This window comes from Agrobacterium sp. 22-3639C2 (genome assembly GCF_053522105.1).
In genome coordinates, this window is record NZ_JBNWDB010000001.1 from 208,930 (window position 1) to 230,147 (window position 21,218).

Sequence of the window (21,218 nt, forward strand, 5' to 3'; positions counted from 1 at the left end):
CTCCTGATTTCAGGCAGCAGCTTCAGGCGTGCCGAAACGAATGCGGAACCGCCTGTTCTCCTTGCCCTTCTTTTCTATCTTGGCAATGTGAATATCGCCCACTTCCTGCGTTTCGGAAACATGGGTGCCGCCGCAGGGCTGGCTGTCGATGGTGGAATTTTCGCCGATGCAGACAAGGCTGACCCGGCCAAGGCCGATTGGCGGGCGCACATTCTTGGATTTGACGATGCCCGGATTGGCCTGAAGTTCTTCGTCGGTAATCCATTGCAGGAAAACGGGATGGTTGGCTTTCACCAGTTCCATCAGCTTTGCCGTCACTTCATCTTTGTCGATGGTTTCCGACATGTCGAAATCGACGCGCGATTCGTCTTCGCCGACGGCAGCACCGGTGATTGGCCACTGGCAGACGACGGATAGCAGATGGCAGGCCGTGTGCATGCGCATCAGCTTGTAACGGCGCGGCCAGTCTACATGCAGGGTCAGTTTTTCACCGACCTCGGGGGAAGGCTGACCTTCCAGCGGCACATGGATGATAACGCTCTTGTCGGCGCCATTTTTGGTAATGCCGAGTTCGATGCGCGAACCATCGGCCCGCTCGAGAAAACCGCTGTCGCCCGGCTGGCCGCCGGACGTGGCGTAAAAGCAGGTCTGGTCGAGCTCGATGCCGCCATCCTCATGCACCGCCGTGACGATCGCTTCTGCGGTGGAAAGATAAAAATCGTCACGGAACAGGGCATTCACAGGCATTTCGGCATGTCCTCAAACGGTTTCGTACGGAACCGCAATCTCGCTTTTCGTTGCCAGCCACTGCGGAACCGGAAGCCCCTTGGAGCGCAGGAAATCCGGATTGAACAGCTTCGACTGATAACGATTACCGTAGTCGCAAAGTATCGTCACGATTGTATGCCCCGGACCAAGCTCGCGGGCAAGGCGGATTGCGCCGGCAATGTTGATGCCGGAGGAGCCACCGAGGCAAAGACCCTCTTTCGTGACCAGATCGAACAGCACCGGCAGGGCTTCCGCATCCGAAATACGATAAGAGAAATCCGGCGCGAAGCCTTCCAGATTGGCGGTGATGCGCCCCTGTCCGATGCCCTCGGTGATAGAGGAGCCTTCCGACTTCAGGACGCCATGCTTGTAAAATTCGTAGAGGGCGGCGCCCTCAGGGTCGGCAAGGCCGATCTTGATGTCGGGATTGAAATCGCGCAGGCCGTCAGCCACGCCCGCAAGCGTTCCGCCGGAACCGACGGAGCAAATGAAACCATCGACCTTGCCGTCCGTCTGGTCCCATATTTCCGGTGCCGTTGTCTCAATATGGGCCTGACGGTTGGCGATATTGTCGAACTGGTTGGCCCAGATCGCGCCGTTTTCATCCGTCGCGGCCAGCTGTTTTGCCAGACGGCCGGAAACCTTCACGTAATTGTTCGGGTTGGAATAGGGTGCCGCCGGAACCTCGACCAGCTTTGCGCCGAGAAGCTTCAGCGCATCCTTCTTTTCCTGGCTTTGCGTCTCGGGAATGACGATGACAGTCTTGTAGCCGAGCGCATTGGCCACCAGCGACAGGCCGATGCCGGTATTGCCTGCCGTGCCTTCCACGATCGTGCCGCCCGGCCGCAGCTGTCCGCGCCGTTCCGCATCGCGGATGATGTAAAGCGCGGCGCGATCTTTCACCGATTGGCCGGGATTGAGAAACTCCGCCTTGCCGAGGATTTCACACCCCGTCGCTTCAGAGGCAGCTTTCAGACGGATAAGCGGCGTGTTGCCGATAGCACTGAGCGCAGAGGGATGAATGGTCATGATTGAGCCTTCTTGTCTGAGCGGAAATTAGGTGCCGTTATGTCCCGTTACAACCGCCTCAAGGCAAGAAATTATCTTCCCGCCTTAGGCTTCGCCACGCAAAATTTTGCCGATACCCAATTTTATGCGTTGTTCTTCACTGCGGCATAGGCTGCAAGTGCTCTTTCCCGTGCCTTCCCATGGTCGACGATCGGCAGGGGATAGGTCTTGCCCAGCTCGATACCCGCCTTTTTAAGCACCTCTTTCGGTGCTGCAAACGGCTTGTGGATGTATTTTCGCTCAAGCTTTTCAAGCTCCGGCACGAAGCGGCGCACGTAGTCTCGCTCGGCATCGAATTTCTCCCCCTGCAATATGGGGTTGAAAATGCGGAAGAACGGCGAGGCGTCCGCGCCCGAACCCGCCACCCACTGCCAGTTGGCAGCGTTGGAGGCCGGATCGGCATCAACAAGCGTATCGCGAAACCACTTCTCGCCTTTGCGCCAGTCGATAAGTAGATGTTTGATGAGGAAGGATGCCACTATCATGCGCACCCGGTTGTGCATGGTGCCATGTTTCCACAATTGCCGCATGCCGGCATCCACGATCGGATAACCCGTCATGCCACGCGTCCAGGCGTTGAAGGATGTGTCATCGTCCCGCCAGCCGAAGGCGTCGAAACTGTCGTTCCAGTTTTTCTCGTCCAGCTCGGGAAAGTGGAACAGCAGATGGTAGCAGAATTCCCGCCAGACGAGTTCCTTGCGGAAACGGCTGATATCGTTGGACGGGATATGGCGTGATAGCCCCTTCGTCGCATGCCACACGGCGGCGGGCGATATTTCGCCGAGCGCCAGATGCGGCGCAAGAAGCGACGTGGCGTCCTTCGCCGGAAAATCGCGGCCTTCCTCATAACCTTTCAAGGCACCATCGATGAAATCATCGAGTTTTTCCCGCGCTGCATTTTCACCGGGTGTCCATATCTCGCTGAAACCCTTGGCCCAGTCCGGTTTGACCGGCAGAAGCTTCCAATCATCGAGTTTCTCCGATTTTGGCCATGTCTCAGGTGCCTTCAGGCTCTGCGGTGCATCCGCCGGCGTATGTGGCTCCTCGCCGCCCTCCAGAGCCCGCCAGAAGGGCGTGTAGACCCGGTAAGGACCGCCGGATTTGGTCTGCACGCGGGACGGTTCATGCAGCAGGTGTCCGGCAAAGCTGCGAACTGTCAGTCCGTCGTCCCCAAGCGCCTCTTTTAGTGCCTTGTCCGTTGCCATGCCGGTCGGCTCATAGCGACGGTTCCAGAGGACTGCATTCGCGCCGGTTTCGGCTATAAGCCGGCGCAGCGTCTCCTCTGCGTTGCCGCTTCTGAGCAGTAGACGGCTGCCGCATTTTTCCAGCGCCGCGGAAAGAGAGGCAAGCGAATGGTGAAGCCACCATTCCTGCGCGCCGCCCAGCGGGCCGCTGGATGTCTCACGGATATAGAGCGGTATGACGGGGCCGCCATGCTCCACCGCTGCAAGAAGGGCGAGATTGTCCGCAAGACGCAAGTCCTTGCGGAGCCAGACGATAACAGGAGAGGATTTTGTTGGCATGAAGGGATCCGGTTCACTTCCGCTTGAACGAGTGTTGAAACGCTTTGTTCCTCAAATCGCGTAGAATGGAAAGCTGGAGGCACATGGTTTTTCGAGGGCTATTTTTTCGACCTTGAAACCGAAAGTGAAGGGAACCAACTGGAGGAGCCGGCGTTTTTCGCTGGTTAATAGAGCATGGAAGTACAATCAATGTTGCTGAAAGACGTTAAGTGGGAAAAGCCTGTTACCATATCCTTGGAAAACGGTGCTCCCCGGATTTTCAACGGCGTTTACGAGGCCTTCGATTTTCTCCAGCACGAATGGCCACAACGCGGTGACAAGGCGCATGAGCAGGCCCTGCGTCTGTGCCGCGCCTCGCTGATGGGGGACGTGGCTGGAGAGATTGCGCGCGCCGCCTTCGTTACCGCAAGCCGGCAGGCGCAATGCCTCTTGGAGGCCGGAAACAAGGTGGAAGATCAGGGTAAACTTGCATCCTGACAGCGTTGCCGGATTGAGATGTGAAAGGCCACCCGTAAAGCCGGGTGGCCTTGTTTTATCCGCCGCCAGAAACGGGTTGTGTCGAACGCAGGATATGGCATCGTGCGCGTGCAAAGCGGATGAATACGGCAATGACCAACCACTACGGCTATATTGTTTTCCCGACAGCTCTCGGCCATTGCGGCCTCGCATGGGCAGAGCGCGGTATCGCCCGTCTGCAATTGCCCAGCACAGATGCCGGTGAAACCGAGAAACTTATCCAGAAACGCCTGCCGTCATCTTCCATTGCTGTACCCGACACACGCGCCCGTGAGGCGATTGCGATGGTTACCCGCTATTTCGATGGTGAAGAGATTGATTTTACGCCCGTGGAACTCGATCTTGCCGGGCAGGAGCGGTTCTTTCTAGATGTCTATGAGGTGGCACGGCATATCGGCTGGGGCCGCACGACGACCTATGGCGGTATCGTAAAAACGCTGGGCCTCTCCATGGAAAAGGCCCGCGACGTCGGGCAGGCCATGGCGAAAAATCCCGTGCCGCTGATCATTCCCTGCCACCGTGTTCTGGCGGCTGGCGGTCGGCTGGGTGGCTTTTCCGCGCCGGGCGGTACGAACACCAAATTACGCATGCTGGATCTCGAAAATGCCGGCCGCAGCCGTGCTGACGATGCACAGGGCAGCCTGTTTTAAAGCAATGACAGATCAGTCCACATGAATAGCCGTCTGATTTCTGCCCTTTTCTCGTCAAATTGTCGCTAAATTGTCACAATACACGGACGCCCTCTAACATAAGGGCGAGACGTTTGAGAGTATCCGCGTTAATTCTATCCGCTGCCTTGGCTTTTACAGTCGTGGCACCCGCGTCGGCTGGCATGCTGAACCAGGCTGAAAAATACACCGGACTGCATGAATCCAAAAACAACAAGAGCCTGAAGAATATTCTTGGGGCAAATCCCCGCAGCACACCGTGGTGTGGCCTGTTCCTGCATGCCGTTGCCAGCAAGGCCGGGCGCGCATCGCCCAAATCCTACGGATTTGCAAAATCCTGGACGTCATTCGGTTATGCCGTTCCCGTCGCCGCCGCCAAACCGGGCGATGTTGTCGTCATTCGCAACGGCCGCGGTTATCACGCCGGAATATTGAAGAGCATGAGCGGCAAGACAGCGCAAATTCTCGGTGGCAATCAGTCCGGCCGGGTGCAGGTGTCGAACTTCAACCGCAAGGCCATCGTTTCCGTGCGTCGCTGAAGCCCGGACCAACTTTACGACGATCCTTATAAAGGCGGGCTGTGGCCCGCCTTATGCGTTTTAAGGCCACTATGGCTGTTCCCTTGTGCCGGGTGCCGCATCGCGCTGGTCATCGTCCTCAAGGTCTGTGGCGACGATGAAGGCATCCTCGTGTTGCCGCGCTGCCTGCCGGCGTGCGCGCAGGCTTATGGATTCATCGGGGTAAATCTCACTTTCTTTCGATTTGAGTTCGCTGTCGGTTTCAAAACGCGGCAAATCTTCGTCTTTGATATCGAGAGGTTCGTTTTTCTTCTGTTTCGGATCGCTCATGGATGGTCCTCCTGCGGGTTCCTGCCGGACAAACGATCCTGCAGTGAGTAGGGTTCCCTTTTTTCAGGGAAATGCGCATGCGCAATCTCCGGACGCGGAACAATTTCCGGCCATTTCTGTTTTTCAATTGGCACAGTCAAAGCCGATGCGACGCAAAGAGGAGGACGTTATGAACCATGATCGCGAAGCAGCAATCCGCGAAAAAGCCCGCGCAATATGGGAGAGGGAAGGCAGGCCGGAGGGACATCACGAACGCCACTGGATGGAGGCGGAACGGGAGGTCTCGGCAAGCACGGAAACCGGAAAGACCAATGGCAAAAATGGCGCGAAGAAACCCGCTGCCGCCAAGCCCTTGGTCCAGAAGAAGGTGACTGCGGATAAGGCTTCGGCAAAAAATGCCAAATCACCAGCGGTAAAATCTCTTCAGAAAGAGCAAAAAGCGGAGACCAGCCGAAGAGACGACGACCTGACCGAAAGCCTGGAGGAAAGTTTCCCGGCAAGCGATCCGCCGGCACTCACCAACGCGTCTACTTCGACGAAGCGTGTGGCGAAGAAGACCTGAGGTCAATAACGCCCAGCTTCGCGCCTATGCCAAGATCGATATAGAGCGAATGCTGCGGCATCTCGCTCATCATGCCATATTTTGGAAAAATGGCTCCCCGGGCCGGATTCGAACCGGCGACCTGTCGATTAACAGTCGAATGCTCTACCGCTGAGCTACCAGGGAACGTGCGCTGCTTGGCGCGGTGTGAGCGGGGTAATACAAATGCTTTTCCGATTTGCCAAGCGCTTTTTTCAAAAAAAACGCATTCATCTTGTTTTATCTCGCCGGAGTCCCGATTTTCCGGGCTTATCGACGGTGAAAAAATTATCCACAGGCCAGATGTTAAAGGGCAGTATGGAATGAAATTTGGAATGGACCACAGAACGGGTCGTCTCAATCTCGGAAAATGGAGCGTTGCCATGCCGCGTTCGCGCGTCGGTAGGATCGCCACCGGCTCGGCGCTGGTGGTGGGCGGAACGCTCGGGTTTTTGCCCATCCTCGGTTTCTGGATGGTCCCGCTTGGTCTTATCGTGCTTTCCCACGATTTGCCGGCGGTTCGCCGCAGGCGGCGGCGGCTGGCAGTGTGGTGGGCATCGCGACGCAATGGTCGCAACACCCGCAATAGAGGTGGACAATAAGGCTCAGCCGCCCATCGAGCTGCTGAGGCCCTGTCCGGCCCAGAAGGCGGCATAGGCGAGTGCTGCAAAATAAATCGCCGTCAGGATGAGAAACAGATACCCGCCGAGAACGGTCACGCCGTCCCTCTGGATCATACCCGCCGAAAAAAGCAGGATGGCGACGCCCGGCAGGGTGTTGGAGAAGGGAATGAAGCCGAGCGGCATCATCAGCAACACGCCAGCGGTCATCAGCGCAAGTCCGTTCACTCTATTGGCGACGATGCCCGCCGTCAGCGCCGGAAGGCGCGGGCGGATGAAGCGATCGAGCCTGGAGACGATGGCGACGCCTTTCTGCAGTGCCGGCACCAGCTTTGCCGTTTCCATCTGCCGGTCGAGAATCCTGGCCGGCAGCCATGGCAGACGGTTGAGGGTGATGGCCAGACTGACGAGAATGATCGCTGCGCCAAACACGGTGCTGACGCCTGGAATGGAGACCGGAATGAGGAAGGGCAGGGAAGCTATGGCACAGATGAGCAGCAGGCCCTGTTCGCCGATTGCCTCCATCAGCTCGCGCAATGTGATCGTCTGACCTTGCAGTTTCCCAATCAGCTTTTCGAGCGTGGTGCTGAGCTTTTCAGACGTATCAGTGAATGCGAATTCGTTCGACATCAGGCTTCCCGGAAGTTGCTTTAACTCCGGGTTTGATAACATTCATCCGGCCGAATGCCTACCGCCGATGGAAAATCAGCGTCTTTTCGGACCGGTGCTGCCGCCCGCCTTTGTCAGTGGGAAACCCAGCTGCTGTAGGCGCCTGCGAGAAGAACAATCAGCAGGATGACCAGTATGACCGGATTGATCGACGTAATGAAGCTTACATAGTCCATGATAACTTCCTCCTCTTTCCGCCACACCTTATTCTACCGCAAAAAGGCCGGTTTATCTACCTGAGGATGAAATTTCGCATCGCAGCAACCATTCGCCGCTGCGGTCTGGAATTGTTTGTTTTTCTCATTTGCCGCAACGCAAAAAATAAATCTTCCAACATTTGCCATTCTCTTGCGTTGTCTCTAATCCTGATTTGGCGGCGGTCGATAGTCAGAACGTCCGCCGCTGACAAACCGCCACTGAGATGTCTAGGCTCCCGCCTTGCCTTCGGTCTAAAACGATCTTCCCGAGGACATTAAATGCTGAAAAACATCTATGCCTGGACGATGGCGCTTGCCGCGCGCAAAAGCGCCGTGTGGTGGCTGGCGATCGTGGCCTTCGTCGAAAGCTCCGTCTTCGTTGTGCCGGCGGATGTGCTTTTCCTGCCCATGGTGCTGGCAAAGCCAAAAAAGGCGATGTTTTATGCGCTCGTCGCAACGGTCGCTTCCGTTCTCGGTGGCATTGCCGGCTGGTTTCTCGGCCACTATGCTTTCGAGAGTATCGCGCGGCCAATTCTGGAATTTTATGGCAAGCTGGACAGCTTCGAGCAGCTCAAGAATTCGGTAAATTACGAGACCATCATTCTCCTGCTGGTGACATCTGGCTTTGCGCATCTGCCGCCGATCAAGGTTGTCACCATCCTCTCCGGTGCGGCCAATATCAGCCTAGGCCTTTTCATTCTCTCGGCTGTCGTCACGCGCGGCGCGCGCTTTTTCATCCTCGCCGGGTTGCTGCAAAGATACGGTGAACCGGTGCGCCACTTCATCGAAAAACGCCTTGGTGTTATTGCCGCCGCTGTGGCCGCAGCGCTCATCGCCATCTATGCGGTCTACGTTTTCGTGCGCTGACGAAACGCAGTTTTTCTACTCTTACAATACTGTCGCATAACTTTCAGCCTACTGTCAGAATCCAGCTGTATCGGTTGTCTCGTCCAATGAGAGAACCGATTTATTATGCGAAGATTATGGAAGTGCTCCTTGGGGGGCATGGGTATTGCTGTGCTTGCCGCAGGCGGTTATCTCCTGGCCATCCAGCTTCTCGGCAACTTTCACGAGGTGGTGGCAGGGCAGCTTTACCGCTCCAACCAGCCAAGCAGTGAGCAGCTGGTCCGCTATACCAGGGACAATGGCATCAAGACGGTCATCAATCTGCGCGGAGAGAATGAATCCGAGGACTGGTACAAGGATGAGATCAAAACCTCGCGCGAGCTTGGGTTGACCCATATCGATTTTGGCATGTCAGCCCGCCACGAACTCGACATGACCAAGGTGAACCAGTTGGTCGCGATCATGCGTGATGCGCCGAAACCCATCCTCATCCATTGCAAGTCCGGTGCGGACAGGACAGGCCTTGCGACCGCGCTTTATCTCGGCCGCGTCGCGTATCTCGGTGAAAAGGCGGCTGAGAGTCAGCTTTCCGTCCGCTACGGCCATATCGGCATCCCCTATCTGTCTGAGACCTATGCCATGGACCAGACCTGGGAAAATGTCGAACACATGTCGATCGCCGACGACTTCACAATTGCTTCAAACGAGTTTTGAAAACGGTCGGGCATAACATCCGCAAAATTGCTGATCGATCTCCTGAAGCGGGATTTTGCGTTCTGTTCTGATCGCGCAACGGTCGGGACGGGACCCAAACGCTTGGTTTCTTAACTGTTGAGTTCTCAACGACGCAGCCTGTCTTTCATCAGGCGACCCGATTTCTCCCTCTCAAGGTTCGTCGGAAATCACATTTTCTGTCTATATATTAGTAACTTATGCGATCCAACAATTAAGTTGACTCCTTTAATCATCTTTTATAGAGCGACGTTGTTTCAACTTCTGGATCGCATCATGACACCAAAATCATTTATGAGCGGCCTTGCCGCATCGCTCTTGTCTATTCTCTTTACCGCCCCGTATGTAATGGCTGAACAAAAGACCATCACAGATGTCATCGGACGCGAAGTGAAGGTTGACCTTCCAGCAAAGCGCGTTGTTCTCGGTTTCTACTTCGAGGACTACATGGCGGTCGGCGGCGAGAAAGCCTATGATTCCGTCGTCGGCATTTCTCGCGAAGCCTGGGAAGGCTGGGTACCCGCCAACTGGAAGATGCACCTCGCGCATCGCGCCTCGCTTGCCGACATTGCCGATGTCGGTGAAGTGGAAGCGCAGACTTTCTCGGTCGAAAAAGTGTTGAGCCTCAATCCCGATCTGGTGATTCTGGCGGACTGGCAATACAAAGCGCTTGGTCTCGATGCCGATCGTCTGGAAGAAGAAGGCATTCCCGTCGTCGTCGTCGACTACAACGCCCAGACGGTCGAGCGGCACGTCGCCTCGACCCGGCTTTTTGGCGACCTGACCGGCCAGGAGAAGCGTGGCAAGGAAATTGCCGACTTCTATGCCGGTTCGCTGAAAGAGGTCGCTGACCGGGTCGCCAAGTCCGGAAAGCCGAAACCGAAGGTCTACGTCGAGTTCGGCAACAAGGGCCCGGCCGAATATTCTTTCACCTACGGCAAGAACATGTGGGGCGCCATGTCCACGGCGGCTGGCGGCGACAACATTGCCGCTCCCTTCGTCGAATGGTGGGGACCGATCAATCCAGAACAGGTTCTGGCGTCCAAGCCTGACGCCATCTTCATTTCCGGTCGCGAAAACAACAAGAACCCGGCAGCGCTGCCCATGGGACAGGCGGTGAAGGCGGCAGACGCAGGCGAGAAACTCAAGGCATTTGAGGCCCGCCAGGGCTGGAGCGAATTGCCCGCCATCAAGAACGGCCAGCTGTTCGGTGTCTACCAGGGTGCGTCGCGCACGCTCTCCGATTTCGCCATGGTTCAGTACATCGCAAAGCAGCTATATCCCGAGCAGTTCAAGGATGTCGATCCGATCGCCAACTATCTCGGCTATTACAAGAAGTACCTTCCGGTAACGCCTCAAGGCACTTTCGCCATCGCCGTCAAGGATTGATATCGCGCTTGCCTGTGGCGGCACGGAAACGTGCTTTCTTCGCCGCCACAGTGGCGAAATCTCGCGAACGCCGCCGTTGCGGCGTCCGCTTTTCCAGACAGTCCTTTCAGGCAGGTTTTCATGACAATTGCTGCCCGCAACGCCGAGGCCATCGGTGCGCACCGGCTGCGCGAGCGCCGTCGCTGGCGTGTCGTCTCTATCTTCTTCGTGTTGATGGCGGTGAGCCTCGTTCTCGATATCGCCACTGGTCCTTCGCTGCTGTCGCCCGCCGAAGTGGTGAAGTCGCTGACCGGCCTTGGCGAACGGGCCGCCATGACCGATTCCATCGTGCGCGGCCTTCGCCTGCCCATGGCGTTGATGGCGCTTGCCGTCGGTGCGGCACTCGGGGCAGGCGGCGCGCAAATGCAGACCCTGCTCAATAATCCCATGGCGAGCCCCTATACGCTCGGTATGGCCGCAGCGGCCGGTTTCGGTGCGGCGCTGGTACTGGCGCTTGGCGGTCTTGGGCTGGATGCCATGATTGCCGTTCCGCTGGGCGCGTTCGTCTTTTCCATGCTCGCAGCACTTTTTCTCTTCACGCTGGCCTCCATGCGGCAGATGACGACCGAAACCATCATTCTCGGCGGCATCGCGCTTCTTTTCCTGTTTCAGTCGCTGCTGTCGCTCATCCAGTTCCTGTCCTCACCGGAGCTGTCCCAGCAGATCCTTTTCTGGCTGTTCGGCAGCCTGACCAAGGCGACCTGGCCGACGCTTGGCCTGACCGCTGCCGTGACCGCCCTCTGCTGCGCCCTGCTGATGGCGGATTGCTGGAAGCTGACCGCGCTCAGAATGGGGGAGATGCGGGCGGCAAGCCTCGGCATCAATGTCCGCTGGCTGCGCATGAAGGTTCTCGTCATCGTCGCCATCATGACCGCGACGGCCACCAGCTTCGTCGGCGTCATCGGTTTTATCGGGCTGGTCGCGCCGCATATCGCCCGCATGACCGTGGGCGAGGATCAGCGCTTCTTCCTGCCCATGTCGGTGCTGAGCGGCGCGCTGATGCTGTCGGCTGCCTCGATCCTCTCCAAATCGATCGTTCCCGGTGCGCTGTTCCCGGTTGGCATCGTCACGGCCATTGTCGGCGTGCCGTTTCTGATGTGGCTGATTTTCGCTCCGAAGAGGCGCGGCCGATGATGGTTCTCGATTCGATTTCCGCCGAGCGCGGCGGACAGACTGTTGTGAAAGGGCTGTCGGCGCGTCTGGAGGCGGGGCATATTCATGCCGTCATCGGCCCAAACGGAACGGGCAAGACGACCCTTCTGAGAGCGATCTTCGGCGATCTGCCACTTGCTGCCGGTTCGATCAGCCTCGGCGACCGCCGTCTTCGGGCCGGGGAGCGGGCGGGGCGGTATATAAGGCAGTGGCGCGATGGCTTTGCCTACATGCCGCAGGACACCACGGCCGATATTGCGCTCAGCGTGCTGGAGGTGGTGGCACTCGGCCGGTTCGGGCGTCTGTCGTTGCATATTGACGACGAGACGCTCGACCTGGCCATGACACGCCTGCATCAGGCGGGAATAGCGCATCTGGCGGGCAGGGAGATCGCCTCCCTCAGCGGCGGGCAGCGGCAGATGGCGCTTTTCGCGCAGGTTCTGATGCGCGAGCCGCAGGCGATGCTGCTGGACGAGCCGGTCAGCGCGCTGGACCTCAAGCATCAGGTGGCGCTTCTCGATCTGGTGCGGCAGGAAACCCGCGCCAATGGCTGGGTAACGCTGGTCGTGCTGCATGATCTCAACCTCGCCTGCCAATATGCCGACAACCTGCTGGTGATTTCCGATGGCGCATTGAAGGCGACCGGCGCGCCGGGAGATATCGTCACGCCGAAGCTCATTTCCGAGACCTACGGGGTGGCGGTGGAAGTTTTGCGGGACAGGCGCGGCAATCCCGTCATTCAGCCGGCTGGCGACCCGCTGCCCGAACATTTGAAAACCCTTGAAGGAATAATTGCATGAAACGATTTTTGATGACGTTTGCCGCGGCTTTGGCCGTAACCTTTTCTGTCGCGCCGTCCTTTGCTGCCGAACACAAGGTGCTGATGCTCAATTACGGCACGGACGGCAGCATGGTGTTTGAGCCTTCCTATGTAAAGGCAGAGCCCGGCGACACCATCACCTTCGTGCCGCAAAATTCCAGCCATTACGTGCAGTCCTATGCCGTTCCGGAAGGCGTAACGCCGTGGAAAGGCAAGCTCGATGAGGCCTTCACCGTTACCGTCGAGAAGGAAGGCGTCTATCTCTATTATTGCCCACCGCATCTGATGATGGCGATGATCGGTGTGATCCAGGTCGGCAAGCCCGTCAATCTGGAAGCGGTCAGGCAAAAGGCGGAGAAGCTGCGCCCCAAACTGGTCATGAAGGGCGAAAGGCTGGACGCGGCTCTGGCACAGGTAACGCCGGCGCAATGACGCCATCTCCGTGCTCGACCGGATGGGACGCTCGATCCCTCTTATCTCGCTCGCCGGGTGTGTGAAGCAGCCCACACGAAAAAATTGGCTGCAATCACCATAACAAGGATAAACCAATGGCAAATAAACTAGTCGAAACGACATTGAACGACCTGCTCAACGGCGAATTGCGCGCCCACCACGCCTATCTTCAGGCGGCCGCCTGGGCGGCTGAGCGCAATCTCGATGGTTGCTACAAGTTTCTGCTTGGCCATGCTGCCGAAGAGCTGGAGCATATGCACCGTATCTTCAGCTTTCTGAACGATCTCGGAGCTCCAGTTATTTTCACCGAGCTACCTGCCCCACAGGTTACCGCAAACGATATCAAGGGGTTGTTTGCAATTGTCGCGCAACACGAATCGCGTGTCACCGCCGCCATCAACGCGGCGGTTGATCTCGCGCGGTCTGAAAAAGACCATGCGACCACATCCTTCCTGCAATGGTTCGTGAACGAACAGCATGAGGAGGACAGCCTGTGCCGCACGATAATGGGCAAGATCGAGCTGATCGGTGACGGTCCCAATGCGCTTTATCTGATTGACCGCGAAATCGGCGAACTGGCTGAAAAGGCCTGAAGGCTGCGCAGCATTCACTGATATTCCACAAGCTGCATCAAACGCAGCTTGTGGCTGGTTCAGTCACTTCCCAAATCCGGCGTCCATCCACGCGTATAGCCTTTTCCCATGATGGCAACCGCAAGGGAAAGCTGTTCCTGCAAATGTTCGATTTCGCCCAGCAGCGTTTCAACAGCCGCCTTCGCATCGCCATCATGACACTGGATGACATATCCAGCTATGTCGTCAGGCCGTACAGGGGTGATTTTTTCCGCATCGGGCATATCGGTTGACCTCTCGTTTGTTCACTAAATGTTCTAATTTTAGCAGAGAGTCAACAAGGCAAATGCGTGCCGTCTCTGGACGGTCACAGGCTTTGCAATAAGAGTATATTTCTGGAATTATCGTTGAATGCACTCGCGCCTGCCACGGCCTCGCACCGCAGTGTCAAGCGTCAATGAACGGATGGATCTTCGCCGTCCAGGAAGCTGCGAATTCCATCTTTCTCACAGGTGGCCAGGAATTCTTCCCAGGCGTCCTTGTCTGTCGTGAAAGGTTCTTCCCAGGTGGTGACATCATCATGCTCGCTGATAACCTCGAGCGTCCAATCCTGCTGGGTGCCGGCCGGCCGGTAGATATCAACCAGAACCGTGATACCGTCGTCTTCAAATTCGCCTGAGAATTCCGAGTGTTCAATTTTTGTTTTTTTGACCATCACAGCACACCTCGTTCTCAGGCTTGGATAAACGCACACCCAGACCGCATCTTGTCAATTCGCGCATGGCGCCGGCGAGAATGTGGCTGAAAAAATTATAGCCAGCTCTGGGGGAACTGGCTATCTATCTGTTTTTAATGGTCGGAGCGGCGGGATTCGAACCCACGACCCCTTGACCCCCAGTCAAGTGCGCTACCGGGCTGCGCTACGCTCCGAACCTGAAAGCCGTTTATATATAAGCCTGTTAGGGCGCAAGCGGAAAATAGCCTTTTCTTGAAAAAAGGAATAAAGGCTGTGGACGGTGAGCAGGGGACTTTCTTCCCGAAGATGTTGCCCGTCAAACGCGTGACACATCATCCTTCCATCATGGCGGGAACCTGCCGTGTTCTTTGGCGTTCCAATCTAAGCGAAACTGAAATTCAGGGAGATGAAACATGTCCGAACTCGTCGTTGTCGGTTTTGACGGAACGGAAGAGGCCGACCGGGTCCTTCTGAAACTTGCTGGAATGAAAAAAGAATATCTGGTCGATCTGGAAGATGCCGTCGTCGTCGTTCGCGATGAAAACGGCAAGGTGCACCTGAAGCAGAGCGTCAATCTGACGGCGATCGGTGCAAGCTCCGGTTTTCTCTCCGGTGGTCTCTGGGGCGGCCTCGTTGGCCTGCTGTTCCTCAATCCGCTCGCGGGATTTGCGATTGGCGGCGCGATCGGTGCGGGAACGGGTGCGCTTGCGGGGTCGCTGACGGATTACGGCATCGACGACGATTTCATCAAATCTCTGGGTGAAACCATCCCGAATGGCTCTTCGGCGTTGTTCGTGCTGATCCGCAAGGTGCAGCCGGAAAAGGTGATGGCGGAACTGGAGGGTCTTCGTGGGCGGGTCATCAAAACCTCGCTTTCGCCAGAGCAGGAAGCGCAACTGCAAAAGGCGCTTTCCGGCGGAACGGAACAAGCCGCAGCGCCTGCCGTCTGAACGAGGCAAGGAGAAGATGCTGCGGCATGTTTTATGTCGCAGCAGATCTATAAAAGTGCGGTGGCGCTCTTTGCGACCCTCGCCGGAAACGTTGGCTTAAACCGTCAGCGTTCCGGTTTTAGGCTGCGGCCAGGTCAGATAATAATACCGACTACCGACATTGCCAAAAAATGCATTGTCGCCGGAAATACTGTCGACATAGGCGCCACCGGTGGTCTTGGCATAAGCGGAACCGTCGCGCTTGAGGTGGTCCTTCAGAAAATCGCTCCAGCCGGTCGTGGTGATCTCGGTTGCCGGTTTTGAGGTGGTTGTCTTGTCGGCCTCCACGTCCCAGGCTTTTATCTTTGCGCCTTCGGTCGGATCGGAGACTGTCAGCGTTCCAGCGGCCAGCGCTTCCAGCATTGCCTTGGCTTGCGTAGCCTTGCTTGGGTCCTTGGAGAGTTCTTCCAGCGTCGCCTTCAGGCTTGTCATGAAACTGGCCTGTGTAATGTCGCCGGATGGCGCCTGTGTGCTGGTGTCGTCGGTCTCCGCGTCAGGGCCGGAGACTTGCGCATATTGCGCCAGAAGCTGTGTCAGCCGCGTATTGGTGGAGGAGGGCGAGGTGTCGATCCCGTAGGAGTCGAGGATCGCAGTTCGTGGCGAGGAGGTCGAAGCGGAATTGTCCTCCTGCTCCTTGATGGCCTTGAGTGCGAGTTTGGTGGAGTTGATGCGTGTGGACAGGTCGACGGAGGAGACCATTGCGCTCACTGTTTCCATGATCAGGCCGATACACGTCATGCATACCGAACCGGCTCGGCGAAGATCCTCGATCCCGCCTTTCGTCTCCTCTCATAAGAAGACCGGGTGTATCCCCAGCCGTCTCAAGCTTGGGATGCACCCGGTCTAATAGCCGAACTTTGCGCGACGCTTGCGGACATATAGTGCGTCTCTAATGAACGGAAGCGTTGGACGCACTCAATGCCTTGGTTTCAGTCATGAAACCGCTACGCATTTTTTACTGGAAGTGCTCAGTTTTCCTGCACGGAAACACCGTTCGGGCCGATATTCATCTCGATCCCCTTCGGTTTGCTTTCTTCGTGCCAGACATAGGCTCCAAGCCCGACAAGAACCACCAGAAGTGCGCCAATGATAAAATAGAGATTATTCGTCTGCGTCATAGGATGTCTCCCCGTTTGACAATCATGATCGCGGGCTAAACGCATGAAATAATGTAAGGTTCCGTAAGGGGAAGGACTTTAGGTGGCACTTCTGCTTTGGCGCAGGCTTTCGCGCTTTTCCAGAGCCATGCATCCCCACAATATGCCGAGCAGCAGGAAGAAATGCCGCCAGTGGTCGGTGTCAATGACGTTGCCGATCATCACATGCCCGACAAAGGTTACCCAGGAAATGATGAGAAACGGCTGCCAGGGCCGCTGGCGCAGCAGCAGTTTGAAGCAGGCGGCAATGGTCCAGCAGATCAGCGTGAGATAGATGACGAAGCCGAACCAGCCATGCGTGGTCAGGCTCTTCAGCCAGATATTATGTTCCGCGGCGGGAAAGATGTCGTCGAACACCATGGGGCCGATGCCGAGCGGATGTTCCATCGCCATCAGGAAACCGAGATAGTGGCGGGCAAAACGTCCGAGATGGCCGCCATCATAGGATTGCACCGCCGAGGCGCGGCTGGAGAACAGGTCTGCTACCTGCTTGAATTGCAGGGCGATGATGACGGCTGCCACCATCAATGCCACGGCGACGAGAAACAGAACGAGGATTTTCAGCCGGAATGCCGCCGTACGCTCTTTCAGCAGCATGACGAAAACCAGAAGCACTGCCGAAAACAGGAAAAGGCCCCATGCGGCGCGTGAAAACGACAGGAACACGGCAAGAGACAGAATGAGCAGGCCAAGGATCCGCCATGGCGCATGCATCGCCTTGCCGGAGAGCAGGCCGTAAATCAGGTACAGCGACGGCGTCACCAGGAAGGGACCGAAGACGTTCGGGTCCTGAAAGGCGCCCTTGGCGCGATCGTAAAGGGTAAAGACCTCGAAACCGGGAATGGCGTGAAAATATCCGATGATGCCGAGCAGGGAGGTAATCAACGCTGCGGCGAGCCAGGCCCGGAAAATCAGCAGCAGCCGCTGGTGCTTGTCCTCGATGATCGCAGCATAAAAAACCGAGGTCAGCGCCAGAAAGGTCGACACGGCGAGATAAAGCGGCCCCTCGTCGAGATTGGCCATGGTGGTCAGCGAAAGATAACCGCCGACATTGAAGGCAAGCAGCAGGCACAAAAGCAGGACGACGGTGCGCGAAAGGCGCAATCCCAGCAGGAACCAGATGGCTACTTGCCCCACCATCATCAGCTCATAGGGCGCCGGTTCGGAAATCACGAAGCCGGAAAGAAAGACGCCGAAGGCAATGAAGAACGCGCCGACCAGCCGCATGGCAGCAAGCGGTGCGTCAAAATCCGGTGCGTGCTGGTAACCGGTGTGGGTCAATAGGCATTTTCCGATTTGAGCAGCCGGATCGGCGTCAGGAACAGGATCTTGAGATCGAGAAGCAGCGACCAGTTCTCGATATAATAGAGATCGTATTCGGTGCGGAACTTGATCTTGTCGCCGTGGTCAATCTCACCACGCCAGCCATTGATCTGCGCCCAGCCGGTAACACCGGGCTTGACCTTGTGCCGGGCAAAATAATGCTCCACCACCTCGGTATATTTCAGGTCGCCCGTCTGGGCGTGCACGGCGTGCGGACGCGGCCCGACCAGTGAAAGATCGCCGTAAAGAACGTTGAAAAGCTGTGGCAGCTCGTCCATCGAGGATTTTCGCAGGAACCGCCCGACCGGCGTGACACGCGGATCGTTTTTCGTGACGGCCTTTTTTGCCGTGGGATCGCTGAGTTCCGTATACATGGAACGGAACTTCCAGACATTGATCGTTTCATTGTTGAAGCCATGACGCTTCTGCTTGAAGAACACCGGGCCTTTGGATGTCGTCTTGACGGCAATCGCCGCGCCAAGCATCACCGGCCACAACAGAACGATGCCGATAATGCTGAAGACGATGTCGAACACCCTTTTCCCCACCGAATCCCAGTCGCGTATCGGCTTGTCGAACACGTCGAGCATCGGCACTGCGCCGACATGGGAATAGGCGCGGGGGCGGAAACGCAATTTGTTGGCATGCGCCGCGATACGGATATCGACGGGTAGCACCCACAGCTTGCGCAGGAGCTGGAGGATACGCGCCTCGGCACTGAGCGGCAGGGCGATGATCAGCATGTCGAGCTTCGTCAGGCGGGCGAATTCCACCAGTTCCGCGAAGGTGCCGAGCTTGGGGTAGCCGGCAACCACATCGGGCGAACGCTCGCTTTTCCGGTCGTCGAAAATGCCGCAGATGCGGATATCATTGTCCGTTTGCTGTTCGAGCGAGCGGATGAGGTCCTTGGCGGCATCGCCGCCACCGACGATCACGGCGCGACGCTCCATCACGCCGTTGCGGCCCCAGTGGCGAATGGCGAAGCCGAGGATCAGCCGTCCGGTGAAAATGGCGATTGCGCCGGTGGCGTACCAGATGGCAAAAGTCTGCCAGGAATGCAGCGCTTCCGGCAAAAACAGGAGAAGGATGCCGGCGACGGTGACGAAGGACAGGCAGACGGCGCCCTGAATGCGGGCAAACATTTTCAGCGGCGCGCGCAGCGTCGGCAACTGGTAACAGTCGCCGGCCTGCAAAAGAAACACGCAAACCGCCGCGCCCAGCACCCCAATGCCGAAAACCGCAAGAAAGGTTTCAAGCCCCTGCCGCGCAGCGATGCCGTTGACGATGGCCGCGATGATCGCAAGCATCGAAAATTCGAGAAGACGCAATTGGCCGATGACCATGTTTGGCGAATGGTTGCCGGCGCGAAGCTGGTTGGCGATCTGCCGTGCAAGTGGATTGAGAACAACGCTTTCCGATGCGGAAGGCTCACCCGCATCCCGCCCGGAGATTTGCTGGCGCAACGTCGCCAGATCGAATTCAAGTCTTCCCTTGTCAGCCTTGGTCATTGCTTTGGTCCGCACCCTCCAGCCCATCGGCCCGAAAATCGGAATCGATTTTCGAAGGGAACGATGCGCAACTTCAAAGTGGTAGAGCACAGTTTTCGCATCCGTGCGGATACGTGCGCTCTACGAGCAGGAAACTAGCCGAAACATGCTAAGAAACGTTTATGATGAGTTTCTACAGGACGGCGGAATATACAATTAAAAATCGTGTTTTTGAAATGTTTCTACAGCGAAAGCAGGTGACGATAGAGCTTCATCATGTCGTCGGCCATGACAGGCGTTGAAAATTTCGCCTTGAAGCTGTCGGGGCGGGGCATCACCCGTTTTCCCCAGTCCGGGCTCTCTGCATCCTTGACCATTATCTTTGCCAGCGCATCAGCGTCTCCAGCCGGAACGAGCGCCTCGCTGTCTTCTCCCAGAACCTCAGCTATGCCTCCAACATGCGAGGCGATGACGGTTTTGCCCGCAGCAAGCGCTTCCAGCACGATGTAAGGCATCGCCTCGGCGCGTGAGGGGACGACAACAGTCGTCGCTAGCGCGAACGCCTGTCTCGCTGGCATGGCGGCGTGCATGGAAATGCGCTGCGAAAGTCCGGCCTTGACGATCATATCAGCATATTTGTCCCTGTCCGGCCCATCGCCCACAATGACGCCGGACATGGGCTGGCCGATGCTGCGTTCCATCTTGGCGAATGCCTTGATGAAGATGTCGGGGCCCTTCAGGTCACGCAGCATGCCGATATAGAGAAAGCGCGCTGCCCCTTCGCGGGCGGGCACGGTTTCAAACTCGCTTTCCTGCACGCCGTTATAGATCATCGCCGTGCGGGTGCGTGGTTTGCCGACCTTGTTTTCGTAGGTTTCCTGTTCGAAATTGCAAACGAAACACAGGGCGTCCGTGAAATGCTCCTGAAACCGCTCGATACGCAGGAACAGCTGCCCTTTAAGGCTTTTGCGATCGTAATGCAGGCTGCCGCCGTGCGGCGAATAGAGGCGGGCTACGCGATACTTGTTCACCCGCAACAGTGAGCCGATCAGCCGGGCCAGAGCGCCACCCTTGGCGCTGTGCCCATGCAAAATATCCGGCCGCAAACTTTTGATATGGTTGTAGGACTTAACGAGCGCCCACAGGTCACCGGGGCTGATCGAGCGCTTGATCGGCAGGCGGGTCAACCCTAGCTCCAGCATCGGGGCGATCTGCGCGAAAAGCCGTTCCTCATGCGCGCCGCCGGTCGAGCTGTCACAGACGATGCCGACCTTGTGGCCCTGCTTGACGTGTTCTTCGATCAGGTCGCGGACATGGCGGAACACGCCACCGACGGGAGAGCGGAAACAGTGAATGATGCGCAGGGGAGGACCGTCATCCGCCATGTCAGCCGCTCCGTTTTTCAGAAGAAGCGTTCACGCACATAGACCGTATCGCCCGCAAGAATTGGTGCGGTGATCCCGATCCTGCCGGTCATCACCTCGGTATTGATCTTGCGGGTGATATCGACATCGGCCTGATTGGCGCGTGGCGTGAAGCCGCCGGCGATGGCGATGGCGTTCTGCGCCGTCATGCCCGGCACGTAGGAATATTGGCCGGGACGGCCGACTTCGCCCATGATGAAGACGGGGCGATAACGATCGATCTCGATCGTCACATCGGGATCGCGCAGATAACCCTGACGCAACTTGGCGGCAATGGCGGCTTCGAGCTGCGGCAGCGTCTTGCCTCGGGCGGGAACCTGACCGACAAGCGGGAAGGCGACATAACCGGCCTGATCGACAGTATAGGTATTTGTCAGCTCGGTCTGTTCGAACACGTTGATGCGCAGCCTGTCACCGCTATCGACATGATAGGGCTGCAGGGCGCCCTCGTGAAACGCCTTGGGCGCAGGTTGATATGCCGCGCAACCGGAAAGGGCCGTTAGAACGGCAAGCGTCAGTGCGGTGACATGTCGTGATCCGGCGAGCGGCATCTCATCTGGCTCCGAGTCGAACTATGAGCATTCTTATCGTTCTGTTAGGGTTAATGGGCGGTAAACAGCCAGTCGCAAGGATGGTAATATC

Annotated in this window: 26 protein-coding genes and 2 tRNA genes; 13 read left to right on the top strand and 15 right to left on the bottom strand. The window is 57.2% G+C overall.

The features are described 5' to 3' along the window. Positions 1-9 precede the first annotated feature (9 nt). The 3 genes from ACQZ6D_RS01025 to ACQZ6D_RS01035 all read right to left on the bottom strand — a co-directional run bounded on the left by ACQZ6D_RS01025 (position 10) and on the right by ACQZ6D_RS01035 (position 3,359). Positions 10-747 (bottom strand): alanyl-tRNA editing protein, encoded by a 738-nt coding sequence (locus ACQZ6D_RS01025; RefSeq protein WP_003512557.1) that lies wholly within the window; start codon positions 745-747, stop codon positions 10-12. 12 nt (positions 748-759) lie between these two features. Then, a complete protein-coding gene (locus tag ACQZ6D_RS01030) occupies positions 760-1,797 on the bottom strand; it encodes a cysteine synthase A (protein ID WP_003512558.1) in 1,038 nt (345 codons plus the stop codon). A 122-nt stretch (positions 1,798-1,919) separates the two neighbouring features. Next, complete coding sequence (locus tag ACQZ6D_RS01035; protein ID WP_448729578.1) at positions 1,920-3,359, bottom strand: cryptochrome/photolyase family protein; 1,440 nt, start codon at positions 3,357-3,359, stop codon at positions 1,920-1,922. A 189-nt stretch (positions 3,360-3,548) separates the two neighbouring features. On the opposite strand from ACQZ6D_RS01035, the gene ACQZ6D_RS01040 reads away from it, so the two are divergent. From ACQZ6D_RS01040 to ACQZ6D_RS01050, 3 genes are all read left to right on the top strand, one after another. Next, on the top strand, positions 3,549-3,836 hold the full coding sequence (locus tag ACQZ6D_RS01040) for a DUF982 domain-containing protein (RefSeq protein ID WP_003512562.1): 288 nt from the start codon (positions 3,549-3,551) through the stop codon (positions 3,834-3,836). Positions 3,837-3,967: 131 nt separating this feature from the next. Then, on the top strand, positions 3,968-4,525 hold the full coding sequence (locus ACQZ6D_RS01045) for a methylated-DNA--[protein]-cysteine S-methyltransferase (RefSeq protein WP_065704975.1): 558 nt from the start codon (positions 3,968-3,970) through the stop codon (positions 4,523-4,525). 113 nt (positions 4,526-4,638) lie between these two features. Then, positions 4,639-5,082: a TIGR02594 family protein gene (locus tag ACQZ6D_RS01050; RefSeq protein WP_025593218.1), complete on the top strand. Its 444-nt coding sequence runs from the start codon at positions 4,639-4,641 to the stop codon at positions 5,080-5,082. 69 nt (positions 5,083-5,151) lie between these two features. Here ACQZ6D_RS01050 and ACQZ6D_RS01055 read toward each other — a convergent pair whose 3' ends face one another. Continuing rightward, a complete protein-coding gene (locus tag ACQZ6D_RS01055) occupies positions 5,152-5,391 on the bottom strand; it encodes a hypothetical protein (RefSeq protein ID WP_013635919.1) in 240 nt (79 codons plus the stop codon). A gap of 169 nt (positions 5,392-5,560) precedes the next feature. Here ACQZ6D_RS01055 and ACQZ6D_RS01060 point away from each other — a divergent pair, with 169 nt between their 5' ends. Then, positions 5,561-5,953 (top strand): DUF2934 domain-containing protein, encoded by a 393-nt coding sequence (locus tag ACQZ6D_RS01060; RefSeq protein ID WP_448729759.1) that lies wholly within the window; start codon positions 5,561-5,563, stop codon positions 5,951-5,953. Positions 5,954-6,043: 90 nt separating this feature from the next. On the opposite strand, the gene ACQZ6D_RS01065 is transcribed toward ACQZ6D_RS01060, so the two are convergent. After that, positions 6,044-6,118 (bottom strand) — tRNA-Asn (locus ACQZ6D_RS01065). A gap of 176 nt (positions 6,119-6,294) precedes the next feature. Between ACQZ6D_RS01065 and ACQZ6D_RS01070 the strand changes: the two genes are divergently transcribed. Beyond that, positions 6,295-6,573 (top strand): hypothetical protein, encoded by a 279-nt coding sequence (locus tag ACQZ6D_RS01070; protein WP_013635921.1) that lies wholly within the window; start codon positions 6,295-6,297, stop codon positions 6,571-6,573. Between the two features lie 3 nt (positions 6,574-6,576). On the opposite strand, the gene ACQZ6D_RS01075 is transcribed toward ACQZ6D_RS01070, so the two are convergent. Then, positions 6,577-7,221, bottom strand: a complete 645-nt coding sequence (locus tag ACQZ6D_RS01075; RefSeq protein ID WP_003512591.1) for an exopolysaccharide biosynthesis protein — start codon at positions 7,219-7,221, stop codon at positions 6,577-6,579. A gap of 515 nt (positions 7,222-7,736) precedes the next feature. Between ACQZ6D_RS01075 and ACQZ6D_RS01080 the strand changes: the two genes are divergently transcribed. The 7 genes from ACQZ6D_RS01080 to ACQZ6D_RS01110 all read left to right on the top strand — a co-directional run bounded on the left by ACQZ6D_RS01080 (position 7,737) and on the right by ACQZ6D_RS01110 (position 13,481). Beyond that, positions 7,737-8,324 (top strand): YqaA family protein, encoded by a 588-nt coding sequence (locus ACQZ6D_RS01080; RefSeq protein ID WP_003512594.1) that lies wholly within the window; start codon positions 7,737-7,739, stop codon positions 8,322-8,324. A gap of 138 nt (positions 8,325-8,462) precedes the next feature. Then, complete coding sequence (locus ACQZ6D_RS01085; protein ID WP_065704727.1) at positions 8,463-9,017, top strand: dual specificity protein phosphatase family protein; 555 nt, start codon at positions 8,463-8,465, stop codon at positions 9,015-9,017. A gap of 312 nt (positions 9,018-9,329) precedes the next feature. Further along, complete coding sequence (locus tag ACQZ6D_RS01090) at positions 9,330-10,424, top strand: ABC transporter substrate-binding protein (RefSeq protein WP_035198131.1); 1,095 nt, start codon at positions 9,330-9,332, stop codon at positions 10,422-10,424. Positions 10,425-10,544: 120 nt separating this feature from the next. Then, positions 10,545-11,597 carry a FecCD family ABC transporter permease gene (locus ACQZ6D_RS01095; protein ID WP_065704973.1) on the top strand — a complete coding sequence of 351 codons (1,053 nt, stop codon included), beginning with the start codon at positions 10,545-10,547 and terminating at the stop codon, positions 11,595-11,597. Then, positions 11,594-12,415: an ABC transporter ATP-binding protein gene (locus ACQZ6D_RS01100; protein WP_065704725.1), complete on the top strand. Its 822-nt coding sequence runs from the start codon at positions 11,594-11,596 to the stop codon at positions 12,413-12,415. Before ACQZ6D_RS01095 ends, ACQZ6D_RS01100 begins: the two co-directional genes overlap by 4 nt. Then, positions 12,412-12,867: a pseudoazurin gene (locus ACQZ6D_RS01105; protein ID WP_065661104.1), complete on the top strand. Its 456-nt coding sequence runs from the start codon at positions 12,412-12,414 to the stop codon at positions 12,865-12,867. The genes ACQZ6D_RS01100 and ACQZ6D_RS01105 overlap by 4 nt, the downstream gene beginning before the upstream one ends. A gap of 116 nt (positions 12,868-12,983) precedes the next feature. Next, entirely contained in the window at positions 12,984-13,481 is a 498-nt protein-coding gene (locus ACQZ6D_RS01110) for a ferritin (protein ID WP_003512602.1), read from the top strand. Between the two features lie 59 nt (positions 13,482-13,540). Here the strand turns inward: ACQZ6D_RS01110 and ACQZ6D_RS01115 are convergent, their stop codons facing one another. From ACQZ6D_RS01115 to ACQZ6D_RS01125, 3 genes are all read right to left on the bottom strand, one after another. Then, positions 13,541-13,744: a hypothetical protein gene (locus ACQZ6D_RS01115; protein WP_013635930.1), complete on the bottom strand. Its 204-nt coding sequence runs from the start codon at positions 13,742-13,744 to the stop codon at positions 13,541-13,543. A 170-nt stretch (positions 13,745-13,914) separates the two neighbouring features. Continuing rightward, positions 13,915-14,175, bottom strand: coding sequence for a hypothetical protein (locus ACQZ6D_RS01120; RefSeq protein WP_003512603.1), 261 nt, complete (start codon positions 14,173-14,175; stop codon positions 13,915-13,917). Between the two features lie 138 nt (positions 14,176-14,313). Continuing rightward, positions 14,314-14,390 (bottom strand) — tRNA-Pro (locus ACQZ6D_RS01125). 219 nt (positions 14,391-14,609) lie between these two features. On the opposite strand from ACQZ6D_RS01125, the gene ACQZ6D_RS01130 reads away from it, so the two are divergent. Next, positions 14,610-15,146 (top strand): DUF1269 domain-containing protein, encoded by a 537-nt coding sequence (locus tag ACQZ6D_RS01130; RefSeq protein ID WP_003512604.1) that lies wholly within the window; start codon positions 14,610-14,612, stop codon positions 15,144-15,146. Between the two features lie 96 nt (positions 15,147-15,242). Here the strand turns inward: ACQZ6D_RS01130 and ACQZ6D_RS01135 are convergent, their stop codons facing one another. The 6 genes from ACQZ6D_RS01135 to uppC all read right to left on the bottom strand — a co-directional run bounded on the left by ACQZ6D_RS01135 (position 15,243) and on the right by uppC (position 21,127). Further along, a complete protein-coding gene (locus ACQZ6D_RS01135) occupies positions 15,243-15,884 on the bottom strand; it encodes a hypothetical protein (RefSeq protein WP_173994991.1) in 642 nt (213 codons plus the stop codon). Positions 15,885-16,153: 269 nt separating this feature from the next. Further along, positions 16,154-16,303, bottom strand: a complete 150-nt coding sequence (locus tag ACQZ6D_RS01140; protein WP_003512607.1) for a hypothetical protein — start codon at positions 16,301-16,303, stop codon at positions 16,154-16,156. Positions 16,304-16,381: 78 nt separating this feature from the next. Further along, positions 16,382-17,623 (bottom strand): polysaccharide biosynthesis O-antigen ligase family protein UppF, encoded by a 1,242-nt coding sequence (gene uppF, locus ACQZ6D_RS01145; protein ID WP_065661100.1) that lies wholly within the window; start codon positions 17,621-17,623, stop codon positions 16,382-16,384. After that, on the bottom strand, positions 17,620-19,173 hold the full coding sequence (gene uppE, locus ACQZ6D_RS01150) for a polysaccharide biosynthesis glycosyltransferase UppE (RefSeq protein WP_065704721.1): 1,554 nt from the start codon (positions 19,171-19,173) through the stop codon (positions 17,620-17,622). Before uppE ends, uppF begins: the two co-directional genes overlap by 4 nt. Positions 19,174-19,394: 221 nt before the next feature. Continuing rightward, entirely contained in the window at positions 19,395-20,537 is a 1,143-nt protein-coding gene (uppD, locus tag ACQZ6D_RS01155) for a polysaccharide biosynthesis type 4 glycosyltransferase UppD (protein ID WP_065704719.1), read from the bottom strand. A 17-nt stretch (positions 20,538-20,554) separates the two neighbouring features. Continuing rightward, positions 20,555-21,127, bottom strand: a complete 573-nt coding sequence (gene uppC / locus ACQZ6D_RS01160) for a polysaccharide export protein UppC (RefSeq protein WP_448729579.1) — start codon at positions 21,125-21,127, stop codon at positions 20,555-20,557. Positions 21,128-21,218 lie beyond the last annotated feature (91 nt).